Source organism: Cupriavidus sp. 05N38 (assembly GCF_056397345.1).
In genome coordinates this window covers 55132-80123 of sequence record NZ_JBFTNF010000047.1, presented here as the reverse complement: position 1 = coordinate 80123, position 24992 = coordinate 55132, and the positions used below count along the sequence as shown (strand labels likewise).

Genomic DNA, 24992 nt, shown 5'->3' with positions numbered 1-24992 from the left:
GGACAAGGCCACATCGGGGAGAAGCAACGTACCAAATGGGAATCCAAGGTCATGTCGCAATCGGCCAGAACAAGGACTACCATTCAAGCCGAGATAGGCGCTCAACTTTGGAGACTGCCACCCGATCTGCACTGCGGGATGCGGCAATGGAGCCGGCACCTGTCGTGAGAACAGGATTCGATGAGGTCAATCCTTCCTCAGCGCAATAGCGATCATGCTGCATTCCATCCCTATACCGCCCGAAACCGTCAAGAAGTGGCAAGAGATTGTCAATCTGCTCGCCGAGATCATGCGCGTTCCTTCCGCACTGATCATGCAAGTAGAGCCGCCGAACATAAAGGTCTTCGTATCCAGCGAGTMCACAGGGAATCCTTACGATCCGGCCGAAACCGCGCCTTTGAACACGGGGCTGTATTGCGAGACCGTGATGAAGACGCGCCAACCGCTGCTTGTTTCTGACGCTCTCCAGGACGAGGCGTGGAAATCGAACCCTGATATCAAACTCGGAATGATCTCGTACCTGGGTGTCCCGATCAGTTGGCCCGATGGCGAGATCTTCGGAACGATTTGCGCGCTTGACAAAGAGAGAAACGACTATTGCGAGCCCTTCCTCAGGCTTCTGCTCATGTGCCGCGACGTGTTGCAGGCTGACTTGAAATCCTTGACGATACTGAACCAACAGCTTGAAGAGCGCGAAGCCAAGATCCAGCGCTTGGTCGACGCCGACATTATCGGCATCTTCATCTGGGAACTCGGAGGCCGCATCATCGAGGCCAACGACGCATTCCTCCRCATCCTGGGTTACGAACGTCGGGATCTCATCTGCAGTCACCTCCGCTGGATCGACCTGACGCCGCCGGAATGGCTGGAGCGCGATGTCCACCAATGGCTGCCAGAGCTCAGGAGGACTGGCCGACTGCAACCGTTCGAGAAGGAGTATTTCCGAAGGGATGGCAGCCGGGTGCCCGTGCTGATCGGCGTGGCGAGCTTCGATGAAAGCGCGGATCAGGGTGTCGCATTCGTGCTCGATTTGACCGAACGTAAGCGCGCGGAGGCCGAAGCGCGCGAAAGCGAGCGCCGCTACCGCGAGATCCAGACCGCGTTGGCACACGCAAACCGCATCACGACGATGGGGCAGATCACAGCCTCGATCAGCCATGAGCTGAAGCAACCAATCTTCGCGTGCGCCGCCAATGCCGAGGCGGGTCTACGCTGGCTTGGCGCCCGGCTGCCAAATTTGGAGGAGGTTCGGCTGGCGTTGGAGCGTATCACCAACGACGCAAAGCGCGCCGGCGAGATCATGAACCGCATACGTGGTCTCGTCAAAAATGCCCCGATGTATATGGAATGTGTCCAGATCAACGAAGCGATTCGTGATGTCATTACCCTGACGCGCGGTGAAGCCATGAAACACAACGTTTCCGTGCAGATGGAGCTTGCAGAGGACCTGCCACTCGTTCAAGGCGACCGGGTACAACTCCAACAGGCGATGCTGAACCTGATTGTCAACGCCATTGAAGCGATGAGCACGGTTGACGACGGACCGCGGGAACTGACGATTAGCACCAGCAAGGATGAGCCGAGTGCCGTCCTTGTAGCGGTGCGCGATTCGGGGCCGGGTGTCGCAGCCGAGAACATCGCGCACCTCTTTGAGCCGTTCTATACGACGAAGAGCGGGGGAATGGGCATCGGGCTGTCCATATGCCGCTCGATCGTACAAGCGCACGGCGGAACGCTACGGCTGGACGCGAATATGACTCGCGGCGCCGTATTTCAGTTTACCGTGCCCGCCTATCCTACCGATTTGTCCTGATAGCGCCTCCATTGCATCGTCCGGATGCCGATAAGGCATGGTAAGCACCGAAGTCATCCCGGGGTAGGCACTTACCGAGCCCCTCGGCGTTTCCTCTTTAGCACCAATGCGTCAGTCCGTAACATGAAGGGGCCAGGCGAGGCGACCACCACCGCGGACACCGTTGTCCGCATTGAATTCAGTCAGACAATTCAGGTCGAGTGCACGGATTTTCTCCGTCATGAAGTCGATGAAGACGCGAATGCGAGTCGGCAAGTGTTGCCGACTGAGGTAGCAGATGTAGTGCCCTCGGTCATCGGGGGCATGCCCGGCCAGCGCCATGACGAGTTCGTTAGCTGCGAAGTGGTCGCAGACCTGGTAGCCGGCCATCTGTGCAATGCCCCGTCCCTCCAGAACCGCTTGCAGCACCAGATCGGCATCGTTGAACGTGAGACGGGCAGTCGGCATGTATTTCCGCACGTGACCGTCGACCTTGAATTCCCATTCGAACACCCGGCCGCTGGAAAAGCGGAAGTTGATGCACTCGTGCTGGCTCAGATCGTCCAGCGTCTGCGGCAGGCCGTGTGTGGCCACATAGGATGGCGCCGCGCAAAGCGCCATCTGCATCGGAATGAGTTGCTTGGCAATGATGCTGGAGTCCTCGATGCGGCCTTTGCGGAACGCGACGTCGATTTTCTCGGAGGCAAAGTCGGTCGGCCGGTCGTCGAGCAGCAGATCGATGCCGATCTCGGGGTAGGCTTTCATGAATATCTCCAGCAGCGGCGCGACCACCTTTCTGCCGAAACCTACCGTCGAGCTGATACGGACAATGCCGCGCGGCGGGCCCTGGCGCAGCTCCAGCATGTCATTCATGGCCTCTACGATGTGCGTGACACCCTGGTGACAGTTCTCGAAGAACCGTTGGCCTTCGCTCGTCAATTGAGTGGTGCGCGTGGTGCGCAAAAAGAGTCGCGTACTCAACAATGCTTCGAGTTTCTGGACGTTCCGGCTGACTGCTGGTCTGCCGATGCCCAAACGCTCGGCGGCCTTGGTGAAACTCCCCTCGTTCGCCACGGCTATGAATGCCATGATGCCTGTATAACTCGCGGCAAAACTCGTGGACAACGCGTCAGCGCGATTCGGCAAGCTGAGACGAATGCCGCGCTCCGATGAGTCTGATTGATCATTTCCGCTGGCCCGAAACATGTCGTTGGTAGCCCGGGATCAGTCTTTTTTGGCCTGCGCGAGCCACTGGTCGAGACTGATGCGGCCAATCCGCGCGTCGCCGAGCGGCACGAGCGACTGTTGTTCGACACGCCCGCCGTAGTACCGCGCGTCGCGATCCGTCACTACCGGGCGTGCGTCGCCCACTGATTTTAGATAACGCGCGACGATGTCCGCGAAGGGTGCGCGGTCCGGGCCCGCGATCTCGACCGTGCCGTTCAGCGGGGCAGCGAGTGCAACCTGTGCGAGAGCGCTCGCGACGTCATTCGCGGCGATCGGCTGAAACAGCCCATCGCCGACGCGCGCTGTGCCGCCCTCAGTGCTGAAATCCGCGATACCGCCGATGAATTCCATGAATTGCGTCGCGCGCACGATCGTGTATGGCACCCCCGCTGCTTCGACCCCCTCCTCCTGCGCGACCTTGGCAGCGAAATACGCGTTCTCYGCCATGCGGTCGGCGCCGACGATCGACAGCGCGACGTGATGGCGCACGCCTGCGGCCACTTCAGACTTGCCGAGATTGCGCGCCGAGGTGCGGAAGAAATCGAGCACCGCCTGGGGCTCCCATGACGGCGCATTCGTCACATCCACGACGACGTCCGCGCCCGCGAGCGCGTCGCTCAGGCCGTCGCCCGTAACTGTGTTCACACCGCTGCGCGGCGACGCGGCGAGCACCTCGTGGCCCGCCTTGCTGAGCAGCGCGGCAACACGCGAGCCGATCAGGCCGGAACCACCGATTACGACGATCTTCATGGCAAATTCTCCCATATGAAAGGAAATGGTTGCGCGGAGGCGCCTGGCGGGTCTCATATCGCGTAATAACGCTCGCCGCCGTCGCATCGCGTCAACCTAGACGAAGCGGCCATACCGGAGATTGGCCAGCATGCGATAACGGAGATGCCAACAATGCACGACACCAAGCACACCCCATGCGCAGAAATGTTCTGCTGTTATTGATCAACGCGTATCCATTTCTTGCATCAATTCCGTGGCCTGTATTGGTTGATCACTCAATGGCAAGCGCACTGACCTCAATGCTGCATTCTGCGCTGGTCAAAGCCGGTGAAGTTGTGAGCCGATTAACATGAGAGCTTCCAAGGCGAGGCACCACCAACGTACCTCCGTTGAAGTCACTATCGTAGGTACGAAGTCCATACCTGGGTAGATACGCATCAGAACACTCACTGTTTCCTCCTCGACACCAATTGGTGAAACTGCGGCACTGTTCCAGAAGCCAGTGGGCAGGCAGCTTGCGGACGACTCTGGCATAAGAGCCCGCATACGCCCGCTAACGTCGTCGAGTACTCTCGCCGAAAGACGCGCGGCTTCTACTCCAGGGCGCAATCCAACCGATGGACCTGGTTGCGAGGGAGTGCGGCTTTGGCAGCAAAGAGCGGATATGCGTGGCTTTACACTTCGGACTCTGCCCCCGCGAATACCGCCTGAAGGTGTATCGACAAGGCGCCAAGTTACGATCTTCTGCCAGCCAACCCCACCTTGATCGACCTTCTCCAGCACCAAGGCCGATGTAGGCTGCCTGCGCAGCGTCTGATTGATGCAAAGTTGGAAACACTGTGCGTCCCGAGCCGATCTGGTGCGGTCTCATGCTTTTACCTAGCATGCAATATTCGTCAACAGGCGCCTGGTGGATATCGTATGGACAACGAGAGATTGCAACCTCCACCCCTTACGTTGCTCGACAAGTACCGGGGGCAAGGATTCACTGCGCTCTATACGACAACGGTCACGGTGTCGGGGGGAGAGTCCGGACACGGCCGTGCATCGGGCGTCGCGAGATCCGACGATGACAACCTCATCCTCGATCTGCGATTGCCCCTCGCGCTGGGCGGGCCGGGAAGCGGCACCAATCCCGAGCAGCTTTTTGCCGCCGGCTACGCCGCTTGCTTTCATGGGGCGCTGAGTCTCCTGGCAAAGCGCGAGCGGATTGATATCCAAGGGGCAACGGTTGCGGTCGAGGTCTCTTTCGGCCGCGATCCTATGGACGGGGGCTATGCCCTGATTGCCGACGTTAGCGTCCGTATGCCGGGCGTAGACAGGCATGTCGCGGAAGAGCTCGTTCGCAATACGGAGCGCCTCTGCCCGTATGCAAAGATGGCCCGTGAGGGGATACGCAGCGTTGTCACGGTTTCGGGCTGAGCATTGGACCTCGATGCATGCCATCGACTGCGGTAAAAGTTCGTGGTTATCTTCAATGCCTGGCGGACAGATTGGTGTCGAAGCGGCAACAGAGTGCGCACCTTGCCGGTACTACTGCCCCCCCCGATGGACGGCTACGATGCATCCCAAGCAGGTCCTGCGGCAAATTGTTCGACGCAGGTTCGGCGAACACAACCCCTCCAGCTCAGGAACAAAGATCATGACGCAACGCCTCAACTACTTTCAGCACTCCTCGGAACTGACAAAAAAGCTCGTGGAGCTTGGCGCGCTGTTTGCGAAAACGACTATCGAGTCGCAGATCCGCGAACTCGTGGAGATTCGCGCGTCACAGCTCAACGGCTGCGCWTTTTGCGTCGACATGCATATCAARACGGCGAAGATCCACGGCGAGCGCGAACTGCGCCTGYATCACGTGRYGRTCTGGCGCGAGTCGACACTGTTCTCGCCGCGCGARCGCGCCGCGCTGGMATGGACCGAGGTGTTGACCCAGCTTCCCGCCCAAGGCGTGTCGGATGATATCTACGAACGAGTACGCACTCAGTATTCCGAAAAGGAGCTGTCAGATCTCACGTTCCTCGTGGGCGCGATCAATAACTGGAATCGCCTGAACGTAGCGTTTCGCATGGTGCCGGGCTCGTTGGACAAAATGTTCGGGCTCGACAAGGCCAATCTGGAGTAATGCCATGAAGGGGCGTCATTTCGATTGCGGCACCCCTGATGTTGTCGTGCCTGCTGGTTGCACAGCCGGCAGTCGCCGAGCCGGAGGCCAAAGTCACGCCGCTGGCCACGGAGCTGTTGCCCGAATATCCGGGCAAGGAAGCCCAGATGATCGTCGTGGAGTATCCGCCAGGCAGTGTCGATCCCGTGCACCGTCACCACGGGCACGCCTTCATTTATGTGATCGAGGGCAGCATCGTCATGGGGGTTAAGGGCAGCAAGGAGGTGACGCTCAAGGCTGGCGATACGTTCCACGAAGGGCCGCAACGACATCCATACCGTCGGACGTAATGCCAGTTCCACGCAGCCGGCCAGGTTTGTCGTTTTCCTGCTCAAGAACAAGGGCGCACCGATCCTGACCCCGGTGAAGTAGAAGAGCCGTTCGCGCAGGCACCGGCAACGCCGGTGCATCTTCTGCGGATAGGAATGACTCCACCGCAGTGTTCCTGCCGCGCTCCCTGTTTTCCAAGAGAGACGATCCGTCGGTCCGCACGCGACCGGGGGGCGGCTCTTTGCCATTCGACACAACACCTGAGCAGGATCATGAGCATGTCGACAACGATTCCCTCGCGCCGCGATCTGCTGATCGTCGCATCGCAGCGCCATCATCGAGCGCGCCGCTTCGCCGGACCCGCCGTTTCCGCGCTGATGGTCGCCGCGTTGGCCGGCTGTGCCAACTATGCCGGCATCAAGAGCGACAAGCACATCACCGACGCCACCAGCTACGCCACCACGCAGAGCATCCCCGCCGAGCAAGGCCGCTGGCCCTCAGCCGACTGGGCCGGCCAGTTCGGCGACACGCAACTCAAAGCGCTGATCGACGAGGCGCTGATCGGCAGCCCTTCGCTCGAAAAGGCCCGTGCCCGCGTGGCCGCCGCTACCGCGTTCAGCGAAGGCGCCAACGCCAACACATTGCCGCAAGTGGGTGCCGGTTACTCCTGGACGCGCCAGCGCTTTTCGGAAAGTACGCTGATACCGCCCCCCTTCGCTGGCTCGTGGCAGTCCGAGAACAAGGGCTTCATTAATGCATCGTATGAACTCGACCTGTGGGGCAAAAACCGGGAGGCGCTCAAGTCTGCGGTGTCCGCGCTGCGTGCCAGCGAGGCCGAGGCGGAACAGGTCAAGCTGGCACTCAGCAGCGCAATTGCCCGTGCCTATAACGAACTAGCGCGCCTCTACGCGCTGCATGACATCGCCAAGGATGAAGTGAAGCAGCGCCGCGAAGTGCTGCGCGTGTCCAACGGGCGCGTCACCATGGGCCTGGATACCGAGGTCGAAAAGCGCACCGCGGAAGCCAACCTGGCCGCAAGCGCAGTTGCGTTGTCCTCGCTAGCCGGCGGCATCCAGCGCACGCGCTACCAGCTGGGCGCATTGCTCGGACAGGGCCCGGACCGCGGCATGGCGATCGACCGTCCGGCCCTCGAAGTCGGCGACGACGTCCGCCTACCCGACAACCTGCCGGCCGATCTGGTTTCGCGGCGCCCGGATATCGTCGCCGCGCGCTGGCGCGTGGACGCGATCCTTCACGACATCAAGGTGGCCAAGGCCGAGTTCTATCCGGACATCAACCTGAGCGCCATGATCGGCCTCGATGCCTTTGGCTGGGGCCGCTTCCTGCGGGCCGCCAGTCGCACCGCCTCGTTTGGGCCTGCGATTCACCTGCCGATCTTCGACGGAGGAGCACTGCGCGCCCAACTCAAGGGCCGCTATGCCGAATTCGACTTCGCCGTGGCCAACTACAACGAGACTCTGGTCAATGCCTTGACCGATGTTGCCACGCAACTCTCGGACATCCGTGCTATCGACACGCAGATCGACAATGCCGTGCGTACCGATACCGCCGCGCAACGCGCTCTGACCTTGGCGCTGGCGCAATACAAGGCTGGCCTGACCACGCAACTGACGGTGCTGAATGCACAGACCAACGCGTTGGCCAGCAGGCAGATACTCGCCAACCTGCGCATGACGCGTCGCGACCGGCAGGTCGCGTTGGCCGCTGCGCTGGGCGGCGGCTATACGGATACCTTTTACTCGACCGGACAAGCGGCGCTCGCCCGCTGATTCCGCTTTCAGTGAACACGAACAGGTGACGCCATGCACGAAACGACCAATTCCGCCCCCGCCGCTGAACAGATCAGCGCCCAGTCAACCGCCGGCACCCGGCCCGCCAGCAAGGACACCCGCAAGCACCTGCTTGCCCTGGTCGGCTTAACCACAGCGCTCGCGGCAGCCAGCTACGGCGTGTACTACTACACAGTGGCTCGATTCCACGAGGAAACCGATGACGCCTATGTCAATGGCAACCTGATCCAACTCACGCCGCAAGTGAGCGGCACGGTGGTAGCAGTCAACGCCGACGATACACAGATCGTCAAGGCCGGCGAGCCCATAGTCACGCTCGACGCTGCCGATGCAAAGATTGCGCTCGCCAATGCCGAGGCAGCGCTTGGCCAGACCGTGCGGCAAGTTAGCGCGCTCTATCTCAACAACAATGTACTGGCCGCGACGGTGCAGCAGCGCCAGACCGACCTCGCTCGCGCAAAGGACGATCTGCGCCGCCGCACCGAGGTTGTCGAATCCGGTGCGGTGGCCGCCGAAGACGTCGCCCACGCCCGCGACGCACTCAAGGCCGCCGAAGCCGCGCTCGAGACCGCGCGTCAGCAGCTTGCCTCCAACCATACACTGACAGACCAGGCCACCGTTGCCGACCATCCCAGCGTCCTGGCCGCCGCGTCCAAAGTGCGGGAAGCCTACTTGGCCCATGCTCGCAACACACTTCCCGCGCCCGTCACCGGCTACGTGGCGCGCCGCTCCGTGCAGGTTGGCCAGCGCGTGGCCCCCGGCAACCCGCTGATGGCCATTGTGCCGCTCGACGGCGTGTGGGTCGACGCCAATTTCAAGGAAGTTCAGCTCCAGCACATCCACATCGGCCAGCCGGTTGAACTGCATGCCGACCTGTATGGCAGCAATGTGACCTACCACGGCAAGGTGGTGGGCTTCTCGGCCGGCACCGGCAACGCGTTCTCGGCCCTACCCGCGCAGAATGCCACCGGCAACTGGATCAAGGTGGTGCAGCGCGTGCCCGTGCGCGTTCAGCTCGATCCGGCGGAGTTGCGCGAGCATCCGTTGCAAATCGGTCTGTCGATGCAGATCGACGTGAAAACGCGCAAGGAAGACGGCTTGCGCCTCGCGAGTGGCAGCCGCAGTGGTAACGAAGCGCCGTACCGCACGACCTATCGCACCGACGTGTTCCAGCGCTTCGGCGAGGAAGCCGATCGCGAAATCGCGCGGATCGTCTCGCAGAACCGTAACGGTACAGCCAGCGCGGAACTGGCGGCTGAACACGCGGCGCAACAAAAGCAGAAGGCCGGACCCCACCCGGCACGGCGCAGTATGCAAGCGGCCCCAGGCGCGTCAGCACATCGCGCCGAGTCGCCAGCCGCATAGGCAGCGCGCTCCGGCAATGGCCTGCCTCTGCTCATAGAGCTGACGCAACGGTTATATCACTCGTCACATCCAACCCGCGAACGCATCATGCAGTCCCAAGCCCAGACCACACTCGTGCCAATCCCATTGACCGGAGCCAAACTTGTAGCGGGTAGCTTCGCCGTGGCTCTCGCCACKTTCATGAACGTGCTGGACTCGTCSATCGCCAACGTCGCGATCCCGACGATTTCCGGCAACCTTGGCGTCTCCGTGGACGAAGGCACCTGGGTCATTACACTGTTCGCCGCCGCTAACGCCGTGGCAATACCGCTGACCGGCTGGTTAACCCAGCGCGTCGGCCAGATCCGCCTGTTCGTGGGTGCCATCCTCATGTTCGTGCTGTCGTCGTGGCTGTGCGGCATCGCACCCAACCTGGCCATGCTGTTGGCCGCGCGCATATTGCAGGGCGTGGTAGCGGGCCCCCTGATTCCGCTCTCGCAATCGATCCTGCTGTCCTCCTATCCCAAGGAGAAGAATGCCGTGGCACTTGCGCTGTGGGCGATGACGGCCACGGTTGGGCCCATCGCCGGCCCGGCCCTGGGCGGGTGGATGACCGACAGCTATTCGTGGTCGTGGATCTTCTACATCAATGTCCCTGTCGGACTGTTCGCTGCAGCCGTCACCTGGGCGATCTACCGTGACCGCGAAACGCCGACGCGCAAGCTGCCGATCGACCTCGTGGGCCTGGCCTCGCTCATCACCTGGGTAGCGTCGCTGCAGATCATGCTCGACAAGGGCAAGGACCTGGACTGGTTCAGCTCGCCGGTCATTGTCACCCTTGCCATCGTCGCGCTGCTCAGCTTCCTTTTCTTCGTGATCTGGGAACTGACCGAAGCGAATCCGATCGTCGACCTGCGCCTGTTCAAGGGCCGCAATTTCCTGACCGGTACGGTCGCCATCTCGGTGGCCTTCGCCGTTTTCTTTGCTAACCTGGTCGTCCTGCCTCAGTGGATGCAGCAATACCTGGCATACCCCGCCGTCGACGCCGGTCTGGCGATGGCGCCGCTGGGCATCTTTGCCGTTCTGCTTGCGCCGGTGGTGGGCAAGATCCTGCCCAGGTCGGACCTGCGCGTCCTCGCCACACTTTCCTTCCTCGGCTTTGCCGGCGTGTTCTTCATGCGCTCGCAGTACAGCATCGGCGTAGACACTTTCACGCTTGTACTGCCGACATTGCTGCAAGGCATTCCAACCGCGCTGTTCTTCGTCCCGCTGACGGCAATCATCCTGTCGGGCCTGCCGCCGGAAAAAATGCCGGCCGCCGCCGGCCTGTCCAACTTCGTCAGGGTGTTCTGTGGCGCAGTGGGCACGTCGCTGGCCACGACCGGCTGGAACAACCGGGCCGTGCTGCACCACGCGCGCCTTGTGGAGCAGGCCAGCCCGAACAACCCACTGTATGGCGCGGCCATCAATTCGATCCAGTCCACTCTTGGCTTATCCCCCCAGCAAGCCATTGCCTGGTTCGAGCGCAGCCTGAACACGCAAGCCATCATGCTCGGCCTAAACGACATATTCTGGATTTCAGGCGTGATCTTCGCCGCCATCATTCCGTTGATCTGGTTCACGAAGCCCGACAAGGGGGCCATGTCCGGCACCGCGGCCTCCGCCCACTGATACTCGGYCTGCGTTCTGCCACACTGCCGCGAGATGCGCATCATGCACTTGGGAAAATCGTACACATTATTCGAATTCACGCTCTGGTCGAGACGGCAACTCTATGCCTCCCTCGCATGCAGTTCGCTGCCCGTTTTCCTCTACCAGTTCCTCGGGGTGAAATGGCTGTCGATCCCGGTCTCCGTTGTGGTGCTGCTGGGCACGGCCACGTCATTCATCGTGGGTTTCAGGAACGTGCAGACCTACGGCAGGGCCCTGGAGGCACAGCAGATCTGGACTGACATCCTGAATGGCAGCCGGAGTCTGGGTGTGATGAGCCGGGACTTTCCGGCAGGACCGGCGGCGGGGCGAGAACTGATTCTCCGGCATTGCGCGTGGCTGACGGCACTCCGCTATCAACTGAGAAGCCCACGCATCTGGGAAAATGCGGGCAAGGTAGCCAATGTGGAGTACCGGAAATACTACCGGGTTCCCGAGTGGGAGACGCCATTGGAACTGGCGCTTGCGCGCTATCTGCCACTGGCCGAACTCGACTCGGTTCTGCACGCCGAGAGCAGGACAACCCGCTTGCTGGGAACGCAAGCGGCAACAATCAGGCGGTTGCTTGATGTCGGCGAGATCAGCAATGCCTTCTATCTGGAATTCGTTGGATCAATCAGGGGCCTCTTCGCGCAGCAAGGAAGGGCAGAGCGTGTCAAGGACTATCCATATCCCAGGCAATACGAGGTCATAAACAAGCTCTTTGTCCGTACCTTTTGCCTGCTGCTGCCCTTCGGCATTCTTACGGAGTTCGAAAAGCTCAATGACAGCGTTTCAGGCGTCATGCATGGCAATATGATCTGGCTGGTCATTCCATTCAGCACGATGATCTCGTGGATGTACCTAGTGCTGGAGCAGGTGGGTGAAAGCACGGAAAACCCGTTCGAAGGAAACCCCAATGACGTGCCCATGGCGCAGATCAGCTGGAAGATCGAAAGCGAGCTCATGGACATGCTTGGCGAGAAGAGCGATGTCCTCGAACCAACGACAGAGCACGGTATTGTCCTCTAGACCATTCACTGGCCCGCCGGACGCCTGCCCTTCGGGCGGGGCGCGAACGTCTGCATCAGGCGATTTTGGGTGATCGTCCCTTTGCTGCAGATTGATACGGCGACCGTCCGGAAAGCCTCTCGCAGCGAGGCTTTCCGACTTCCCTTTATATCGAGAATGTCGAGTCTTTCGCAAATCGTTGATTCACAGGAAATTTGGGAGCGCGACCGTATCAACTTGCAGCAAAAGAACGATCCCCCCTTTCTGCGGGCCGCCACCACGCCGAGCACGTTCCTGACCTCGTCCAATGTGAGTTTCGACATGACCACACTCTTCGCCACAAAAGCAGCCTGCCTTGGCAAATGGGGGGCAGGGAGTGAGCGACGCGCCTGCGGCAGGGCCTACCACACGCTGATGCTACTTCTACTTGCGGGACTCAGTGCCTGCGGGTCGCTTCCTCACAATGCTCCGCGCAATCTGCCTCAGGCCGCGGCTGGCAGCGCATCCGCGGCCATGCGCGAACCCATCGACGTCGTCGACCAGACAGCCATCGCCATGTCGTTCTCTGGCGGTGGCACGCGAGCCGCAGCCTTCGCCTTCGGGGCGCTGCAGGGGCTCAACGCCATGAGAGGTCCTGGGGGCGCGTCCCTGCTCGACGACGTCGCATTCATTAGCAGCGTGTCCGGAGGCTCCATCACCGCTGCGTACTACGGTCTGCACGGCACGGCCAGCCTGGCGACCTTTCGATCAGTGCTCCTGAAGAACGGAGAGGCGGGACTTCGCTTCAGTCTCCTGAATCCGGTCAACGTTGCACGCCTCTTCGCGGGGGGGCTCAACGATCGGGAAGATCTCCAGACATGGCTCGACGAAGACGTGTTCAAGGGCGCGACGTACGCCGACATGTTCCGCCGCGGCAAGCCAATCGTTTGGATCAATGCCACGAACGTCTACTACCGGGTCGCGTTTCCGTTCAGCCAGTTGGCATTCGATGCGCTATGCAGTGATCTTGCGAGCTTTCCCGTTTCCGAGGCCGTCGCCGCATCCATGGCGGTCCCGCTCTTCTTCGCACCGATCGTCCTTCAAAAGCATCCCGAGGCTTGTAGCGCACCGCTGCCGAACCTTGACCACGCCCAGGCGCCTGGGCGATCGCTGCTGCGTGGCGCGTTGGCAAACGCCGTTCGCGGTCTCAGGGACACGTCGAAGGGAAAGTACATCAAGCTGGTCGACGGCGGGGTGTCCGACAACTACGGATTGGCTACCATTCTACAATCGCGCCTGCTGCTGGGCACGGCTTATGGTCCCATGAGCGAGAACGACGCGATCAAGGTGCGGCGGCTACTTTTCATCGTTGTTGACGCCGGTCAGGGCCCGCGCGGCGATTTGAACCAAAGCCAGATTGGCCCATCCGGAATCGAAGTCGCAAGCGCGGCCATCGACGCGGCAATGGCGACCAACGTTCGAATGAGCTATGACGCCTTCGTTCCCATGATGCAGCAGTGGCGCGACGACCTCTTGGCCTATCGGTGTGGGATGCCGTATTCTCGGCAGCAGGAGATCGCTGCACGCCTCCCAGGCTGGCGGTGCGACGAAGTCGATTTCTTCGTCACGCGGATATCGTTTGAGGTCCTCGACAAGGAGCGTGCTGCAAGTCTGAACGATCTGCCGACCAGACTTCGTCTGCCCGAGAAAGACGTCGATAGCCTGATCGAAGCGGGAAGGGATGCCATCCTTGGCAACCCGGTGATCCGCGAGTTCGAGCGCGAATCGACTGCGGCGCGATAGTCCCGCGGCACGCGGCGTGGGTGAGGCCGCGCTCTTGCTGCTCAGCCGCGGCGCTCTCCTGGCGGAGGCACGCTCCGCACGGCCGATCTCGACGCTAAGGCGCCCCGACTCCCAGATGACCGTGGTCCCTTTCCGGCCATCTACGGCCAGTGGTCCGCGCCACTATATGGACATTTGAATGTCGCCTTCGCCCAGACAACGGCCCCTCGCGTGCCGACCGTGTCCGTCGCGTTGTCGGCCGAAGCGGCCGTTCACGCTTTTCCGACCGCAACTTGTGGGCAATGTCAGGTTCCTAACGGGGCCAACCGAGGCTGTCGCCCCCTATGCGGATAGTTGCGACCTACACCGAGCGACGGCGTACTTTGCGAAGGGGGCACGGTGAAGTACGCCTGGATCGACGAGCACCGGGCCAGTACAGCGCGAGCCGCGCTTCGCCAGCATCGGGCCGTCTGGCGCAGCGGCAATCGCCAGTAGCGCGTCGAACCTGCAGTGGTCTCTCGGGTGTTGACTTGCATGCGAGCCTGCCCCGTATTTTGCAAGTGCCGGTGACCTGGCTTGGCGACACCACCTACGCGGCGGATCTAGGACCTCAGGCGGAAGCTGTGGGTCAGCCAAAAATGCAAAGATGGGTCAAACGACGGAAGCGAAAGCCGCCGCCAAAGACGGGCAAGCGACTCCCGCGCCAGATCCGTAGTGATTTTACGGCATCTTTGGTTCGACAGATCGCCATCCCCATGCTGAAACGGTCTAACTGCTATAGACAATATGCCATTGCAAGTTCGTTGCGCTTGTACCAAATTGGCGGTAAGCGTGCGGCGCCCGTCTCACCTTCCTCGGTGGCGAGCACCGGCTTCCAATTGCATAGGTAGCGTAGAGAACGTATGGGAATTTCCAGGATAGTCAGAGCGTGCGATCGGGTGCAGAACCGCGCACTATCCTGCGAGGCGCTTCGCGAGCCGTTAGCAGGGGGGCGATGGCGTGTGGCCGGTATGCCGTGGTGATGCCGCTTAGCGTGCGGAACCGATGGGTGGCAAAGCCGATGCCGGTACCCGGAAACCGGCAGCGATAATGGAGCTGCTCTACAGTCCCGACTCGCCATATGCCAGGAAAGTGCGGGTTGCGGTGCGTGAGAAAGGCTTGCTCGACATCATCGACGAGGTCGTAGTGAATCCCAACGGGAACGGCGCCGAGCTGCTTTCCCTGAATCCTCTGGCCGAGGTGCTGACCTTGCAGCGCGGTAACGGGTCATTGTTCGACAGTCCACTGATCTGTGAGTACCTGGATGGACTGTCACCGATCGAGTCTCTGATTCCGCGAGCCTTTGAACCACGAATCGACGTGCTTAGGCTGCAAGCGATAGCCGACGGAGTCATGGGCGCTACGATGGCTTTCTTTCTTGAGGCGCGAAGAACTGATACGCAGCCCTGGCTTCTCCGGAGGGAGGAGACGATTCGACGTAGCGTGGGGGTGCTGGCGGAGCGCTGGCTCCCTTCGCATACAAACCTCGGCAGCATTTCCGTGGCTTGTGCTCTGGACTACCTCTCTTTTCGGTGCCCGGACATTGAGTGGCGAAAGGAGTATCCCTCTCTGGGGGCCTGGCTTGATCTTTATGTCGATCGACCAAGCTTCTGCGAGACTGCGCCACCGAAGCACTGAAGGTAGTTGAGGAATACGGCCCGGGCAATGTCCTGGCAAGGTTCCGATCTAAGTGGTGCCTAAAAAGCATAGCTGATATAAAAGCCAACCAATTGATGGATAGCCAGATCGGTAGAAGAATAAGGCCATAGCAACTCCATGGAGACGCAGCACACGCTGCACGGAAAAATGACACGCACTAAGACCGCTACCTCTTCCCACTCGATGCTCTCTGTCTTTGCCGCCAATGGTATTGATCGGGTGTTTCTCGTGCCCGGTGAAAGCTACCTAGGCATCCTGGATGCCCTCAATGAATTTCCGGAGATTGATGTCATAACTTGCCGGCATGAAGGCGGGGCCGGCTTCATGGCATGCGCCGATGGCCGGTTGACCCGCCGGCCTGGCGTTGTGATGGTAAGCCGCGGTCCGGGCGCCACTAATGCATCGATTGCCGTCCACACTGCCCAGCAGGACGCCATACCACTGATCCTTGTGGTCGGCCAGATTCCAAAGGCGGATCTCCGAAAGGAGGCCTTTCAAGAAATCGACTATCAGCAGATGTTTGGGTCAATCGCGAAGTGGGTGGTCGAAGTGACCGACCCGGCCAAGCTGGCGGACGCGGCGTTTAAGGCGATCCGCATTGCGACTTCGGGCACGCCGGGTCCTGTCGTAATGGTCGTGCCGGAGGATATCCAGCAGCAGGAAGTTGTACAGCCAGTCTGGCAGGCAGTCCGGCACGAAGCTGTGGTACCAACAGAAGAATCCCTGGCCAAGGTCGCGGCGTTGCTGGACCACGCTAGACGTCCGCTGATTATCGCAGGTGGTGCGTTGGATTCGCCAGCCGGGCGCCATGCGCTGCAGAATCTTGCGGAGAAGTTTCATGTCCCGGTCGCGGTCTCTTTCCGGCAGCACGACATTTTCCCTTGCACGCACCAGTTGTTCGTTGGCGAGTTGGGTCTCGCCAACCCGAAGGACCAGATCGAAGCGTTTGGGACGAGCGACCTGATCATCGCACTGGGTACTCGTCTTGGCGATATCACGAGCCAGGGCTATACGTTTCCCGCGCTTCCGAAACCCCATCAGAACCTTGTTCACGTTTATCCGGATGAGCATATAGTCGGCCTTCATTTCGCTCCCGACATTGGGCTCCTGTGCGACCCCGAACTGTTCGCGGCACAGCTCGCAAATTGCGCGTGCACCTCGATCCCGAGTGAACGCATGGAATGGGCAGGCAATCTGGGGGCTATCCACAAACGAATCTCCGCTTGGCCTCTGCTCCAGGCGAGCGACGGTGTACCCTTTGTAAAGGTGGTGGAAAGGCTTGCCAATGTTGCCCCCAAGAACACCATTGTCTGTCTCGACGCGGGCACGTTCGCAGCTCCTGTCTACCGGCACTTCCCGTTTGTTTTCCCGCAGCGCCTGATGGCTCCTCTCTCCGGCGCAATGGGTTATGGTACGCCGTCGGCGGTGGCCTCTCAACTGCGGTTGAAGGATCATACTGTCGTGTGCCTAGTTGGGGACGGTGGCTTCCTGATGACGGGAAATGAAATCATTGCTGCGGTGGAACGGAATCTGCCGATCCTCTTTATTCTGTCTAACAACAATTGTTATGGCTCCATTCGTGTGCACCAAGAAAAGACCTATCCGGGTCGCCACGTCGGGACGACACTAAGCAATCCGGACTTCATAGGGATCGCCCGTTCGTTCGGTGTTGAGGCGGAGCGCCTCACGAAGCTGGAAGAGATCGACGCCGCCATTGCGCGTGGTCTGGATGCTCGACGCCCCTATTTCATTGAGGTGCAGTCGAGCCTCTCTGCCATCCTTCCCGGCACGAAATCGGAGGTGGCGGCCGTCGAACGATCCGGCAATTAAATCAGATGAATCAGGTCTCGACGTAGGAACTGCGCAACGAGGGAACATCCGCGCTCGGTTCTGTATATGAGACACGCCTGGCAGGCRGGTAGATCAGATCACACCGCCTAGGATGAAACGTTGCGCCGAGCCCGAAAGACCAATACTGGTCCGTGGGCCATGCGGCAAGAGCCAAATCAAGGATACGACATGAAACTCTCTCGCCCCGATCTCTTCCGAGAAGCCGCATACCTTGCGGGCAGGTGGAATCCCTGTGGGAATGAAGCCCTGGAAGTTCGGAATCCATCGACCGGAGAGGTTATTGGCTATGTGCCCAATATATCTGCTGCTCAGACCAAGGAAACCATTGGCGTAGCCGAACTCGCGTTTCATGAGTTCAAGCGACTGACGGGCAAGCAGCGTGCGGCGCTGATCCGCAGATGGTACGAGCTAGTGCTCGAGCACAAAGAGGATCTTGCAGTGATCATGACCGCCGAGCAAGGCAAGCCACTTGCCGAATCGCGCGCGGAGATCGACTACGCGGCTGCCTATCTCGAGTGGTTCGCGGAAGAAGCGAAGCGCGTATATGGCGATACGATTCTTGCGCCAAAATCCTCGCAGCGCATCTCCGTAACCAAGCAGCCCGTCGGTGTCTGCGCGGCAATTACACCCTGGAATTTTCCGTCGGCTATGGTAACGCGCAAGGTAGGTCCTGCTCTGGCAGCCGGATGTACTGTTGTCCTCAAACCTGCACAGCAGACTCCCTTCTCTGCGTTGGCGCTTTGTGTACTGGCCGAAGAGGCTGGCTTTCCTCCAGGCACAATCTCGGTACTGACCGGAGAAGCCGCCGAGATTGGCGGAGAGTTGCTGAGCAACCCGGCGGTCCGCAAACTGTCGTTTACCGGCTCCACGCCTGTCGGCAAGATGCTGATGGCCGCCGCTGCTGAAACGGTCAAGAAGCTGTCTCTGGAACTCGGCGGCAATGCTCCGTTCATCGTGTTTGAGGACGCCGATCTTGATGCTGCCGTCGTGGGCGCCATGGCCTCGAAGTTCCGCAATGCAGGTCAGACTTGTGTCTGTGCAAATCGATTCTTGGTGCATACCTCGTGCCACGACGAGTTTGTTGCCAAGCTCTCCGCGGCAGTGTCTGGCATGACAATGGGGGATGGCTTCGAGCCTGAATCTCAACTCGGCCCGCTCATCGACGAGAAGGCGATCCACAAGGTCGGCAGGCTCGTCAAGGAGGCCGTGGACGGCGGCGCGACTGTGCTAGCGGGCGGCCATCAGCACAAAGCCGGACCGTTGTTCTACGCCCCAACAGTGTTGACGGACGTGACTTCCAACATGGAAATCTCTCGAGAAGAGATCTTCGGGCCGGTCGTAGCAGTACAACGCTTCTCAGACGATGCCGAAGCGGTCCAGATTGCAAACGGCACGCCCTACGGATTGGCGGCCTACTTTTACACCAAGGATCTGAATCGTGCACTACGCATCTCCGAGGCGCTCGATTTCGGCATTGTTGGTATTAATGAAGGCGCTGTTTCAACGGAGGTCGCGCCTTTCGGCGGCGTCAAGGAGTCTGGCTTTGGGAAAGAAGGCTCGATGTACGGGATTGAGGAATACCTCGAGAAGAAGTACGTTTGCATCGGAAACGTTCAATGAATCAACCCGTCGGTTAGTCGGGATGGACAGCGCCTAGCGTGTAGCGCATGTATGGAGCGCGGCCCTGCTGGCACCAGATAGTGCCAAACGATCGCGGAATTGTGACGCGGCGGGAGTGAGGGGACCCCAAAAAACGATAGGTGGTGATAAGCTATGCCGATATTATCTGGGAGTCGCGATGGACCTTCGGCGCTTGGAACTACTGATGCAGGTGGCTGACTTTGGAAGTTTCTCGAAGGCGGCTGCAGTACTCGGAATCGCGCAGCCCGCGCTCGGGCGCCAGATACAAAAGCTGGAAGACGAGTGCGGGGTTCGTCTCCTCTACAGGCATGGCCGCGGGGTATCCCTTACCCCAGAGGGCGAGCTTCTCCTTTCCAGAGCCAAGCCTCTGGTTCGGCAGCTCGAAGCAATCGCTGGAGATTTGCAGTCGGTACATGAAGCTCCACAAGGGACCGTAATCCTCGGTTTGACTCCCACGATATGTAACCTGATGGGCCTCAGGCTCCTGAAGTTAGTTCAGGAGAAGTACCCCAAGCTCAGTGTGAATATCGTCTCGGGATACAGCGGCTACGTCCACGAATGGCTCGTGGACGGCAGACTCGACATCGCTGTGTTGCATGATGCTCGCCGCTCGGCAACGGTTGCCGTTGACGCGATTGGCGCGGCCCGGCTTTTCCTAGTAACACATCCAGGCGCCAAGATACCAAACAAGCGGAAGAACGCTATTTCAATCGCCGATCTGGATGGATTGCCTCTGACGCTCTCGAGCAAGAATCACGGGCTCCGCCGTACCCTAGAACTTGCAGCAGGACATGCTGGCATTACGCTAAACGTCGTCTATGAAGTTGACACGCTGGCATTGGCAAAGGAACTGGTTGTTGAAGGCCTGGCGTCGACCGTGCTTGCTCGTCCGGCTTACTTGACCGAGTTCCAGCAAGGGAAAGTCACCGAAGTCGCGATAGAGAACCCGGTGCTGGAGACTCGGCTCATGCTTGCAGAAGCTTCGAACCGGCCAGTCACAAGGGGGATGCGAGTTCTCAGGCAAGAGATCCAGACTCTCATAGAGAAACTCACCATCGAGGCAGGTCGCGAGTACGGCCTCATTCCGCTAAGCTAGCGTTTCAATCGTGCCGGAATCGGATGCGCACGCGCGGCCTTGCCGTGCCTCCCTCAGCAGCCAGTGCCATTTCAACCGGTGGTTCACGGGCAGATCAGTCGAGTGCTTTGTCGTTTGGATTGATGATCACTGCCCTCCATGTCGTCGGAGCCTGGGAAATCAGGGTTCACTCCTACGCCTTGATACAGTTATATTGAAGGAGTTCTCATGCACTTTGATTTCGCTGACCTTCGGCTGTTTGCACGTATCGCAGAAGAAGAAAACCTATCGCGCGGGGCGAAAAAGGCATTTTTGTCTCCGGCGGGTCATCGAGCGCCAGTTCGAACACGTGCGCAGCGACTTTGAGGAATTCTCCAAGGATTCCGTTGGCCATATACGCATCTTTGCGAATACAACCGCAGTCACGGAATTCATGCCCGAGGTGCTTGCCCACTTTATGGCAGGGCGACCGGCGGTCACAGTGGACCTCCAAGAGCGCCAGACGCGAGACATTATTCGAGGGGTATTGGACGCTAGCGCCGATTTGGGAATTATCTCCGGACCGCTAAACGCGGAGGGTCTTGAGGTCGTCCATTTCAGTACGGACAAGTTGGCGTTGGTGACTCCTGCGGGGCATCCTCTGATGGAAAAGTCGAATGTTTCGCTTCTTGACACACTAGAGTATGAGCATGTAAGCATGCATGAAGGAAGCACCCTTCACGCGTTCGTTCCTTACCGACCTCGTCCGCGACGAGCGGCGCAAACTGCAAATTCGAATTCAGATTCGTAGTTTTGAGGCCATGTGCCGGATGATAGAAGCCGGGGTTGGCATTGATATCCTTCCGCTATCGGCGGCCCTTCGCCATCGTCGGACGATGAAGCTGGAAATCCTGGAACTCAACGAGCCATGGGTCATACGCGAGCGCGTAGTGATTGCTCGGGATTTAGACGGGCTTCCCGGCTGCGCGAAGGCCCTCATTGACGAACTGATCAAAGTCGCGGAGGCCGCAGGGGGAAGTCCTAGTGGAAGCGTTACCTGAGCGGCGGGTCTCACCAGCCTGCAGCATTCCGCTGATTCCCAGCTAAGCATCCATCGCCACGACACAGCATTCATAGACGCCAAGACCTTTGGCGAGATAACTCCATTCTTGTCGCTATCGACATTCATCAGTTTTTTCGGGAGTTCTATGGTTGCGGCCATGACAGTAGCGCATCGGCGGCTAGCTTCTCGAGCGTCACTCCTCCTTTAGCACCAAACTGTAAGCGCCCCCAAAACTGACAACCTCGGGCTCGCGTTGAGGAGCTCGGGCAGATTCGTGAGTGCTGTGCTGTGTACTTAAGCACAAAATAGAAGACTGGCGCGCAAGGCCATGTGATATGGCGCTCACTGTTTCCAAATTTGATGTGCCACGAGGCGCACTATGCCGAAAAGGTCTATCTGCTATAGACGGGATGCCATTGCGAGTTATCTCGATATGGACGAAATTAGCGGTAAGCCAGTCACGCACTGGCCCCGCAGGGTGCAAGCAAGCACCCGACTAATATATGGGTGGAGACAGCATGGCTAGCAACAGCACAGGTGCGGTGTCGAGCGCGACGTCGACCGAAGTACTATCCGGTTCCGACGCGCGCAAGGCGGTCATAGGGGCATCCCTCGGTACTGTTTTCGAATGGTACGACTTTTTCGTCTACGGCCTTGTCGCCACGATCATCGCCAAACAATTTTTCGCGGGACTGGATTCCACCTCGGCATTCATCCTTGCACTCCTTGGTTTCGGCGCGGGATTTATCGTGCGGCCGCTGGGGGCCGCGGTGTTCGGGCGGCTCGGCGATATGATCGGCCGCAAGTACACCTTCCTCATCACCATCGTTCTGATGGGTGTGGCCACCTTCGCCACGGGTCTCCTCCCCACTTACAACCAGGTCGGCATTCTTTCGCCGGTGCTACTCATCGCGCTGCGGATGCTGCAGGGATTAGCCATTGGGGGCGAGTACGGGGGTGCTGCGATCTATGTCTGCGAGCACGCTCCGGCCAATAAGCGCGGCATGTTCACCTCCTGGATCCAGACCACGGGCACCGCCGGCATGCTGCTGTCGCTGGTGGTTGTCATCTCGGTCTCCTACGCCACGGGTGACCAGTACGAGCAATGGGGATGGCGAGTGCCGTTTCTGCTCTCACTACCCTTGCTGCTGGTGTCGCTCTATATTCGTCTTTCGTTGCACGAATCACCGGTGTTCAAGAAAATGAAGGCAGAGGGAACCCGCTCGAAAGCGCCGCTGTCCGAAGCCTTCGGCCAATGGAAGAACTTGCGGGCGGTTCTCATCGCCTTGTTCGGCGTGTGCGCAGGCCAGACCGTCATTTACTTCACCTGCCAATTCTTCCCACTGTTCTTCCTCACACAGACGCTCAAGGTCGACGCCAAGACTGCGAACATGCTCGTGATGTTCGCGCTGGTGTTCGGTTGCCCGCTATTCGTGGTTTTTGGCTCACTGTCCGACAAGATCGGCAGAAAGCCGATCCTGGTAACGGGGTTGTTGCTGGCCGCTGTGACATTCTTTCCGATTTATCGAGGTTTGACGCACTTCGCGAACCCGGCCCTCGAACGCGCGCAGCAGTCAGCGCCGATTGTGGTGCAGGCGGACCCGCAGGAATGCTCCTTCCAGTTCAACCCGACTGGCACCAAGAAGTTCACGAGCTCTTGCGATGTGGCGAAGCAAGTCCTCGCGCAAAATGCCGCCAGCTATGAAACGCTGCCGGCAGCCAGCGGAACCGTCGCCTTAGTAAAAATTGGAAGCCTCGAGATTCCCTCATATGATGCCTCGCGGCTCGCCCCCGCGGAGCTTAAGGAGGCCGAGAAAAAGTTCAAGGCCGCCGTTCTGGATGGTATGACAAAGGCCCAGTATCCGCACGCCGCCGCGCCCGAGGATATCAACAAGGCAGCGGTATTTGCCCTGCTGGCGGTATTGATGATCTACGCTGCAATGACCTATAGCGTGGTCGGTGCAATCCTGGTGGAGTTGTTCCCCGCGCGGATTCGCTATAGCTCTTTCTCGGTGCCGTATCACATTGCCACCGGATGGTTCGGGGGGCTTCAACCTACTGTTTCGTTCGCGCTGATCGCGCAGTTCGGCAATATTTATTTCGGCCTCTGGTATCCCACCATGGTCGTCGCCGTTTCGCTGGTAGTCGCCGTGCTGTTCCTTCGTGAAACCAGGCATGTCGACATCCACGCCTGAGCGCCCATGACGATGATGAAACTGCTCTACAGTCCAGGCTCGCCCTATGCGAGGAAAGTCCGGATCGTGCTGAGGGAGAAAGGCCTGATCGACAGCGTCGAGGAGGCCGTGGTGAACCCTCACGATAACGGCGCCGAATTTCTCTCGCTGAATCCGCTGGCCAAGGTGCCAACCCTGCAAATCGGCAGTGATTCGCTGTTCGACAGCCCACTGATCTGCGAATACCTGGACGGGCTTTCCGGGGTCGGGCCGCTGATTCCCCGGGAACCGGAATCGCGGATCAGCGTACTTTGGCTCCAGGCCCTGGCCGATGGCATGATGGACGCGGCCGTGGCCTCCGTCCTAGAAGCGCGCAGGAGCGATACCGAGCCCTCAAGACACTGGCTGCTGCGCTGGGAGAATGCGATCAGGCGTTCCCTGGCCGCGCTTTCCACGACTATGCTTCCGTCCCAGATGAGCCTGGGCGGCATAGCGGTGGCCTGTGCGCTGGACTACGTCTCTTTCCGTTGCCCGGCGATCCGGTGGCGCGACGAGTACCCCGAGCTTGCCGCGTGGTGCGACCTATACGTCGACCGGCCCAGTTTTGCCGAGACCACCCCTCCACGTTCTTGAGAGGTTCCCAATGGATCCAATGCCGAAGCCAATCATCGCCATCATTGATGACTACGAACGTTTTGTCCCCGGCCTGGCAGCCTATCGGGAGCTAAGGGCGGCGCTACCGGCAGCGGACATACGCCTGATCAGCGAGCAACCGCTAGGGGCCGCCGGGCTGGCGCAGCTTGAGGACGTGGAATACCTTGTGTTGATCCGGGAGCGGACCCGCATAACGCGCGAGCTGCTCGCGAAGCTGCCATCATTGAAGACGATCGTGCAGACAGGCTCTACGGGTATTGGAGTCACAGCTCATGTCGATACCACCGCTTGCGCGGAACGCGGGATCGACGTGCTCGAAGGTAAAACCGATGGGCATTCGGCCGCTGAGCTGACCTGGGCACTGGTCCTGGCCGCCCATCGGCGCCTTCCTCAGTATATCGATAGCCTCCGAACGGGTCGCTGGCATCAGGGCAGCGGCGCCGCCATCGGGGAAACGCTCCGGGGCAAGACCTTTGGCATTCTCGGCTACGGCCGAATTGGCCAGTTGCTGGGTGGCTACGCCAAAGCTTTTGGTATGACCGTACTGGTGTGGGGCCGGCAGCGCTCGCTGGAGGCGGCACGGGCGGACGGGGTCAAGGTCGCGGAGAGCCGTGCGTGTCTGTTCGCCAACAGTGATGTGCTGACGATTCAGTTGAGGCTCAACGAGGAAACGCTGCACTCCGTCAAGCTCGCCGATCTGCAGGCAATGAAGCCAAGCGCAATATTCGTTAATACGAGCCGGGCGGCTCTGGTCGAGCCGGGTGCCCTGGCGGCTGCGTTGAAAGGCGGTACGCCTGGGATGGCCGCCATCGACGTCTATGAAAGCGAGCCGATATCTGCGGACCATTCCCTGCTGCAGCTTGGCAATGTGTTGGCGACACCCCACATAGGATATGTAGAGCGAGACAGCTACGAAATTCTCTTCAGGTCGGCATTCCAGAAACTTGTCGCTCACGTGCAGGGTGACTTCGCCAGGCACTGCCAGGTGCGGTAGCGCCCAACGCCGCTCCGGCCTGACCGGGCTATTCCGTAGCCCCGGAGGCGGTCAGTGCGGGAAAG

Annotated in this window: 20 protein-coding genes and 1 pseudogene; 18 read left to right on the top strand and 3 right to left on the bottom strand. The window is 59.9% G+C overall.

What is annotated here, in order from left to right; translation table 11 throughout:
* The first annotated feature begins 214 nt into the window (after positions 1–214).
* On the top strand, positions 215–1813 hold the full coding sequence (locus AC1DK4_RS28240; RefSeq protein WP_477131912.1) for a GAF domain-containing sensor histidine kinase: 1599 nt from the start codon (positions 215–217) through the stop codon (positions 1811–1813).
* A gap of 111 nt (positions 1814–1924) precedes the next feature.
* On the opposite strand, the gene AC1DK4_RS28235 is transcribed toward AC1DK4_RS28240, so the two are convergent.
* Together AC1DK4_RS28235 and AC1DK4_RS28230 are read right to left on the bottom strand one after the other, a co-directional pair.
* Entirely contained in the window at positions 1925–2998 is a 1074-nt protein-coding gene (locus AC1DK4_RS28235) for a LysR family transcriptional regulator (protein WP_441620363.1), read from the bottom strand.
* Positions 2999–3016: 18 nt separating this feature from the next.
* Positions 3017–3769, bottom strand: a complete 753-nt coding sequence (locus tag AC1DK4_RS28230; RefSeq protein WP_441620365.1) for an SDR family oxidoreductase — start codon at positions 3767–3769, stop codon at positions 3017–3019.
* Between the two features lie 903 nt (positions 3770–4672).
* Between AC1DK4_RS28230 and AC1DK4_RS28225 the strand changes: the two genes are divergently transcribed.
* The 12 genes and pseudogenes from AC1DK4_RS28225 (at position 4673) to AC1DK4_RS28170 (ending at position 20084) form a co-directional block, all read left to right on the top strand.
* Positions 4673–5173 carry an Ohr family peroxiredoxin gene (locus tag AC1DK4_RS28225; protein ID WP_441620367.1) on the top strand — a complete coding sequence of 167 codons (501 nt, stop codon included), beginning with the start codon at positions 4673–4675 and terminating at the stop codon, positions 5171–5173.
* 220 nt (positions 5174–5393) lie between these two features.
* Entirely contained in the window at positions 5394–5873 is a 480-nt protein-coding gene (locus tag AC1DK4_RS28220) for a carboxymuconolactone decarboxylase family protein (RefSeq protein WP_477131911.1), read from the top strand.
* A 38-nt stretch (positions 5874–5911) separates the two neighbouring features.
* Positions 5912–6284 (top strand): annotated as a pseudogene (locus AC1DK4_RS28215) (cupin domain-containing protein).
* A gap of 275 nt (positions 6285–6559) precedes the next feature.
* Entirely contained in the window at positions 6560–7972 is a 1413-nt protein-coding gene (locus AC1DK4_RS28210) for an efflux transporter outer membrane subunit (RefSeq protein WP_441620483.1), read from the top strand.
* Positions 7973–8005: 33 nt separating this feature from the next.
* Complete coding sequence (locus tag AC1DK4_RS28205) at positions 8006–9358, top strand: HlyD family secretion protein (protein ID WP_441620371.1); 1353 nt, start codon at positions 8006–8008, stop codon at positions 9356–9358.
* An 87-nt stretch (positions 9359–9445) separates the two neighbouring features.
* On the top strand, positions 9446–11008 hold the full coding sequence (locus AC1DK4_RS28200; protein WP_441620373.1) for a DHA2 family efflux MFS transporter permease subunit: 1563 nt from the start codon (positions 9446–9448) through the stop codon (positions 11006–11008).
* Between the two features lie 42 nt (positions 11009–11050).
* Positions 11051–12058 (top strand): bestrophin family protein, encoded by a 1008-nt coding sequence (locus tag AC1DK4_RS28195; RefSeq protein ID WP_441620375.1) that lies wholly within the window; start codon positions 11051–11053, stop codon positions 12056–12058.
* 69 nt (positions 12059–12127) lie between these two features.
* Entirely contained in the window at positions 12128–13819 is a 1692-nt protein-coding gene (locus AC1DK4_RS28190) for a patatin-like phospholipase family protein (RefSeq protein WP_441620377.1), read from the top strand.
* A gap of 1068 nt (positions 13820–14887) precedes the next feature.
* Entirely contained in the window at positions 14888–15475 is a 588-nt protein-coding gene (locus AC1DK4_RS28185) for a glutathione S-transferase N-terminal domain-containing protein (protein WP_441620379.1), read from the top strand.
* 138 nt (positions 15476–15613) lie between these two features.
* Entirely contained in the window at positions 15614–17326 is a 1713-nt protein-coding gene (locus tag AC1DK4_RS28180) for a thiamine pyrophosphate-dependent enzyme (protein WP_441620380.1), read from the top strand.
* A gap of 189 nt (positions 17327–17515) precedes the next feature.
* Positions 17516–18967 carry an NAD-dependent succinate-semialdehyde dehydrogenase gene (locus AC1DK4_RS28175; RefSeq protein ID WP_441620382.1) on the top strand — a complete coding sequence of 484 codons (1452 nt, stop codon included), beginning with the start codon at positions 17516–17518 and terminating at the stop codon, positions 18965–18967.
* Positions 18968–19160: 193 nt separating this feature from the next.
* The gene (locus AC1DK4_RS28170; RefSeq protein ID WP_441620384.1) at positions 19161–20084 is read left to right on the top strand and encodes a LysR family transcriptional regulator; all 924 of its coding nucleotides are present in this window, start codon (positions 19161–19163) and stop codon (positions 20082–20084) included.
* 205 nt (positions 20085–20289) lie between these two features.
* Here the strand turns inward: AC1DK4_RS28170 and AC1DK4_RS28165 are convergent, their stop codons facing one another.
* The gene (locus AC1DK4_RS28165) at positions 20290–20457 is read right to left on the bottom strand and encodes a hypothetical protein (RefSeq protein WP_441620491.1); all 168 of its coding nucleotides are present in this window, start codon (positions 20455–20457) and stop codon (positions 20290–20292) included.
* 39 nt (positions 20458–20496) lie between these two features.
* On the opposite strand from AC1DK4_RS28165, the gene AC1DK4_RS28160 reads away from it, so the two are divergent.
* From AC1DK4_RS28160 to AC1DK4_RS28140, 5 genes are all read left to right on the top strand, one after another.
* A complete protein-coding gene (locus tag AC1DK4_RS28160; protein WP_441620485.1) occupies positions 20497–20853 on the top strand; it encodes a LysR substrate-binding domain-containing protein in 357 nt (118 codons plus the stop codon).
* Positions 20765–21103: a LysR substrate-binding domain-containing protein gene (locus tag AC1DK4_RS28155; RefSeq protein WP_441620386.1), complete on the top strand. Its 339-nt coding sequence runs from the start codon at positions 20765–20767 to the stop codon at positions 21101–21103. Before AC1DK4_RS28160 ends, AC1DK4_RS28155 begins: the two co-directional genes overlap by 89 nt.
* Before the next feature lie 520 nt (positions 21104–21623).
* Positions 21624–23300, top strand: coding sequence for an MFS transporter (locus AC1DK4_RS28150; RefSeq protein WP_441620388.1), 1677 nt, complete (start codon positions 21624–21626; stop codon positions 23298–23300).
* Between the two features lie 6 nt (positions 23301–23306).
* Entirely contained in the window at positions 23307–23912 is a 606-nt protein-coding gene (locus AC1DK4_RS28145) for a glutathione S-transferase N-terminal domain-containing protein (RefSeq protein WP_441620390.1), read from the top strand.
* Between the two features lie 19 nt (positions 23913–23931).
* Entirely contained in the window at positions 23932–24927 is a 996-nt protein-coding gene (locus AC1DK4_RS28140) for a D-2-hydroxyacid dehydrogenase family protein (RefSeq protein WP_441620392.1), read from the top strand.
* Positions 24928–24992: the final 65 nt, after the last annotated feature.

Coding starts and splice junctions, on each gene's coding strand:
- AC1DK4_RS28235 (WP_441620363.1), bottom strand. CDS start 2,998: ATGTTTCGGGCCAGCGGAAATGATCAATCAGACTCATCGGAGCGCGGC.
- AC1DK4_RS28225 (WP_441620367.1), top strand. CDS start 4,673: ATGGACAACGAGAGATTGCAACCTCCACCCCTTACGTTGCTCGACAAG.
- AC1DK4_RS28210 (WP_441620483.1), top strand. CDS start 6,560: ATGGTCGCCGCGTTGGCCGGCTGTGCCAACTATGCCGGCATCAAGAGC.
- AC1DK4_RS28205 (WP_441620371.1), top strand. CDS start 8,006: ATGCACGAAACGACCAATTCCGCCCCCGCCGCTGAACAGATCAGCGCC.
- AC1DK4_RS28195 (WP_441620375.1), top strand. CDS start 11,051: ATGCACTTGGGAAAATCGTACACATTATTCGAATTCACGCTCTGGTCG.
- AC1DK4_RS28185 (WP_441620379.1), top strand. CDS start 14,888: ATGGAGCTGCTCTACAGTCCCGACTCGCCATATGCCAGGAAAGTGCGG.
- AC1DK4_RS28180 (WP_441620380.1), top strand. CDS start 15,614: ATGGAGACGCAGCACACGCTGCACGGAAAAATGACACGCACTAAGACC.
- AC1DK4_RS28175 (WP_441620382.1), top strand. CDS start 17,516: ATGAAACTCTCTCGCCCCGATCTCTTCCGAGAAGCCGCATACCTTGCG.
- AC1DK4_RS28165 (WP_441620491.1), bottom strand. CDS start 20,457: ATGGCCAACGGAATCCTTGGAGAATTCCTCAAAGTCGCTGCGCACGTG.
- AC1DK4_RS28160 (WP_441620485.1), top strand. CDS start 20,497: ATGCCCGAGGTGCTTGCCCACTTTATGGCAGGGCGACCGGCGGTCACA.
- AC1DK4_RS28155 (WP_441620386.1), top strand. CDS start 20,765: ATGAAGGAAGCACCCTTCACGCGTTCGTTCCTTACCGACCTCGTCCGC.
- AC1DK4_RS28150 (WP_441620388.1), top strand. CDS start 21,624: ATGGCTAGCAACAGCACAGGTGCGGTGTCGAGCGCGACGTCGACCGAA.
- AC1DK4_RS28145 (WP_441620390.1), top strand. CDS start 23,307: ATGACGATGATGAAACTGCTCTACAGTCCAGGCTCGCCCTATGCGAGG.
- AC1DK4_RS28140 (WP_441620392.1), top strand. CDS start 23,932: ATGCCGAAGCCAATCATCGCCATCATTGATGACTACGAACGTTTTGTC.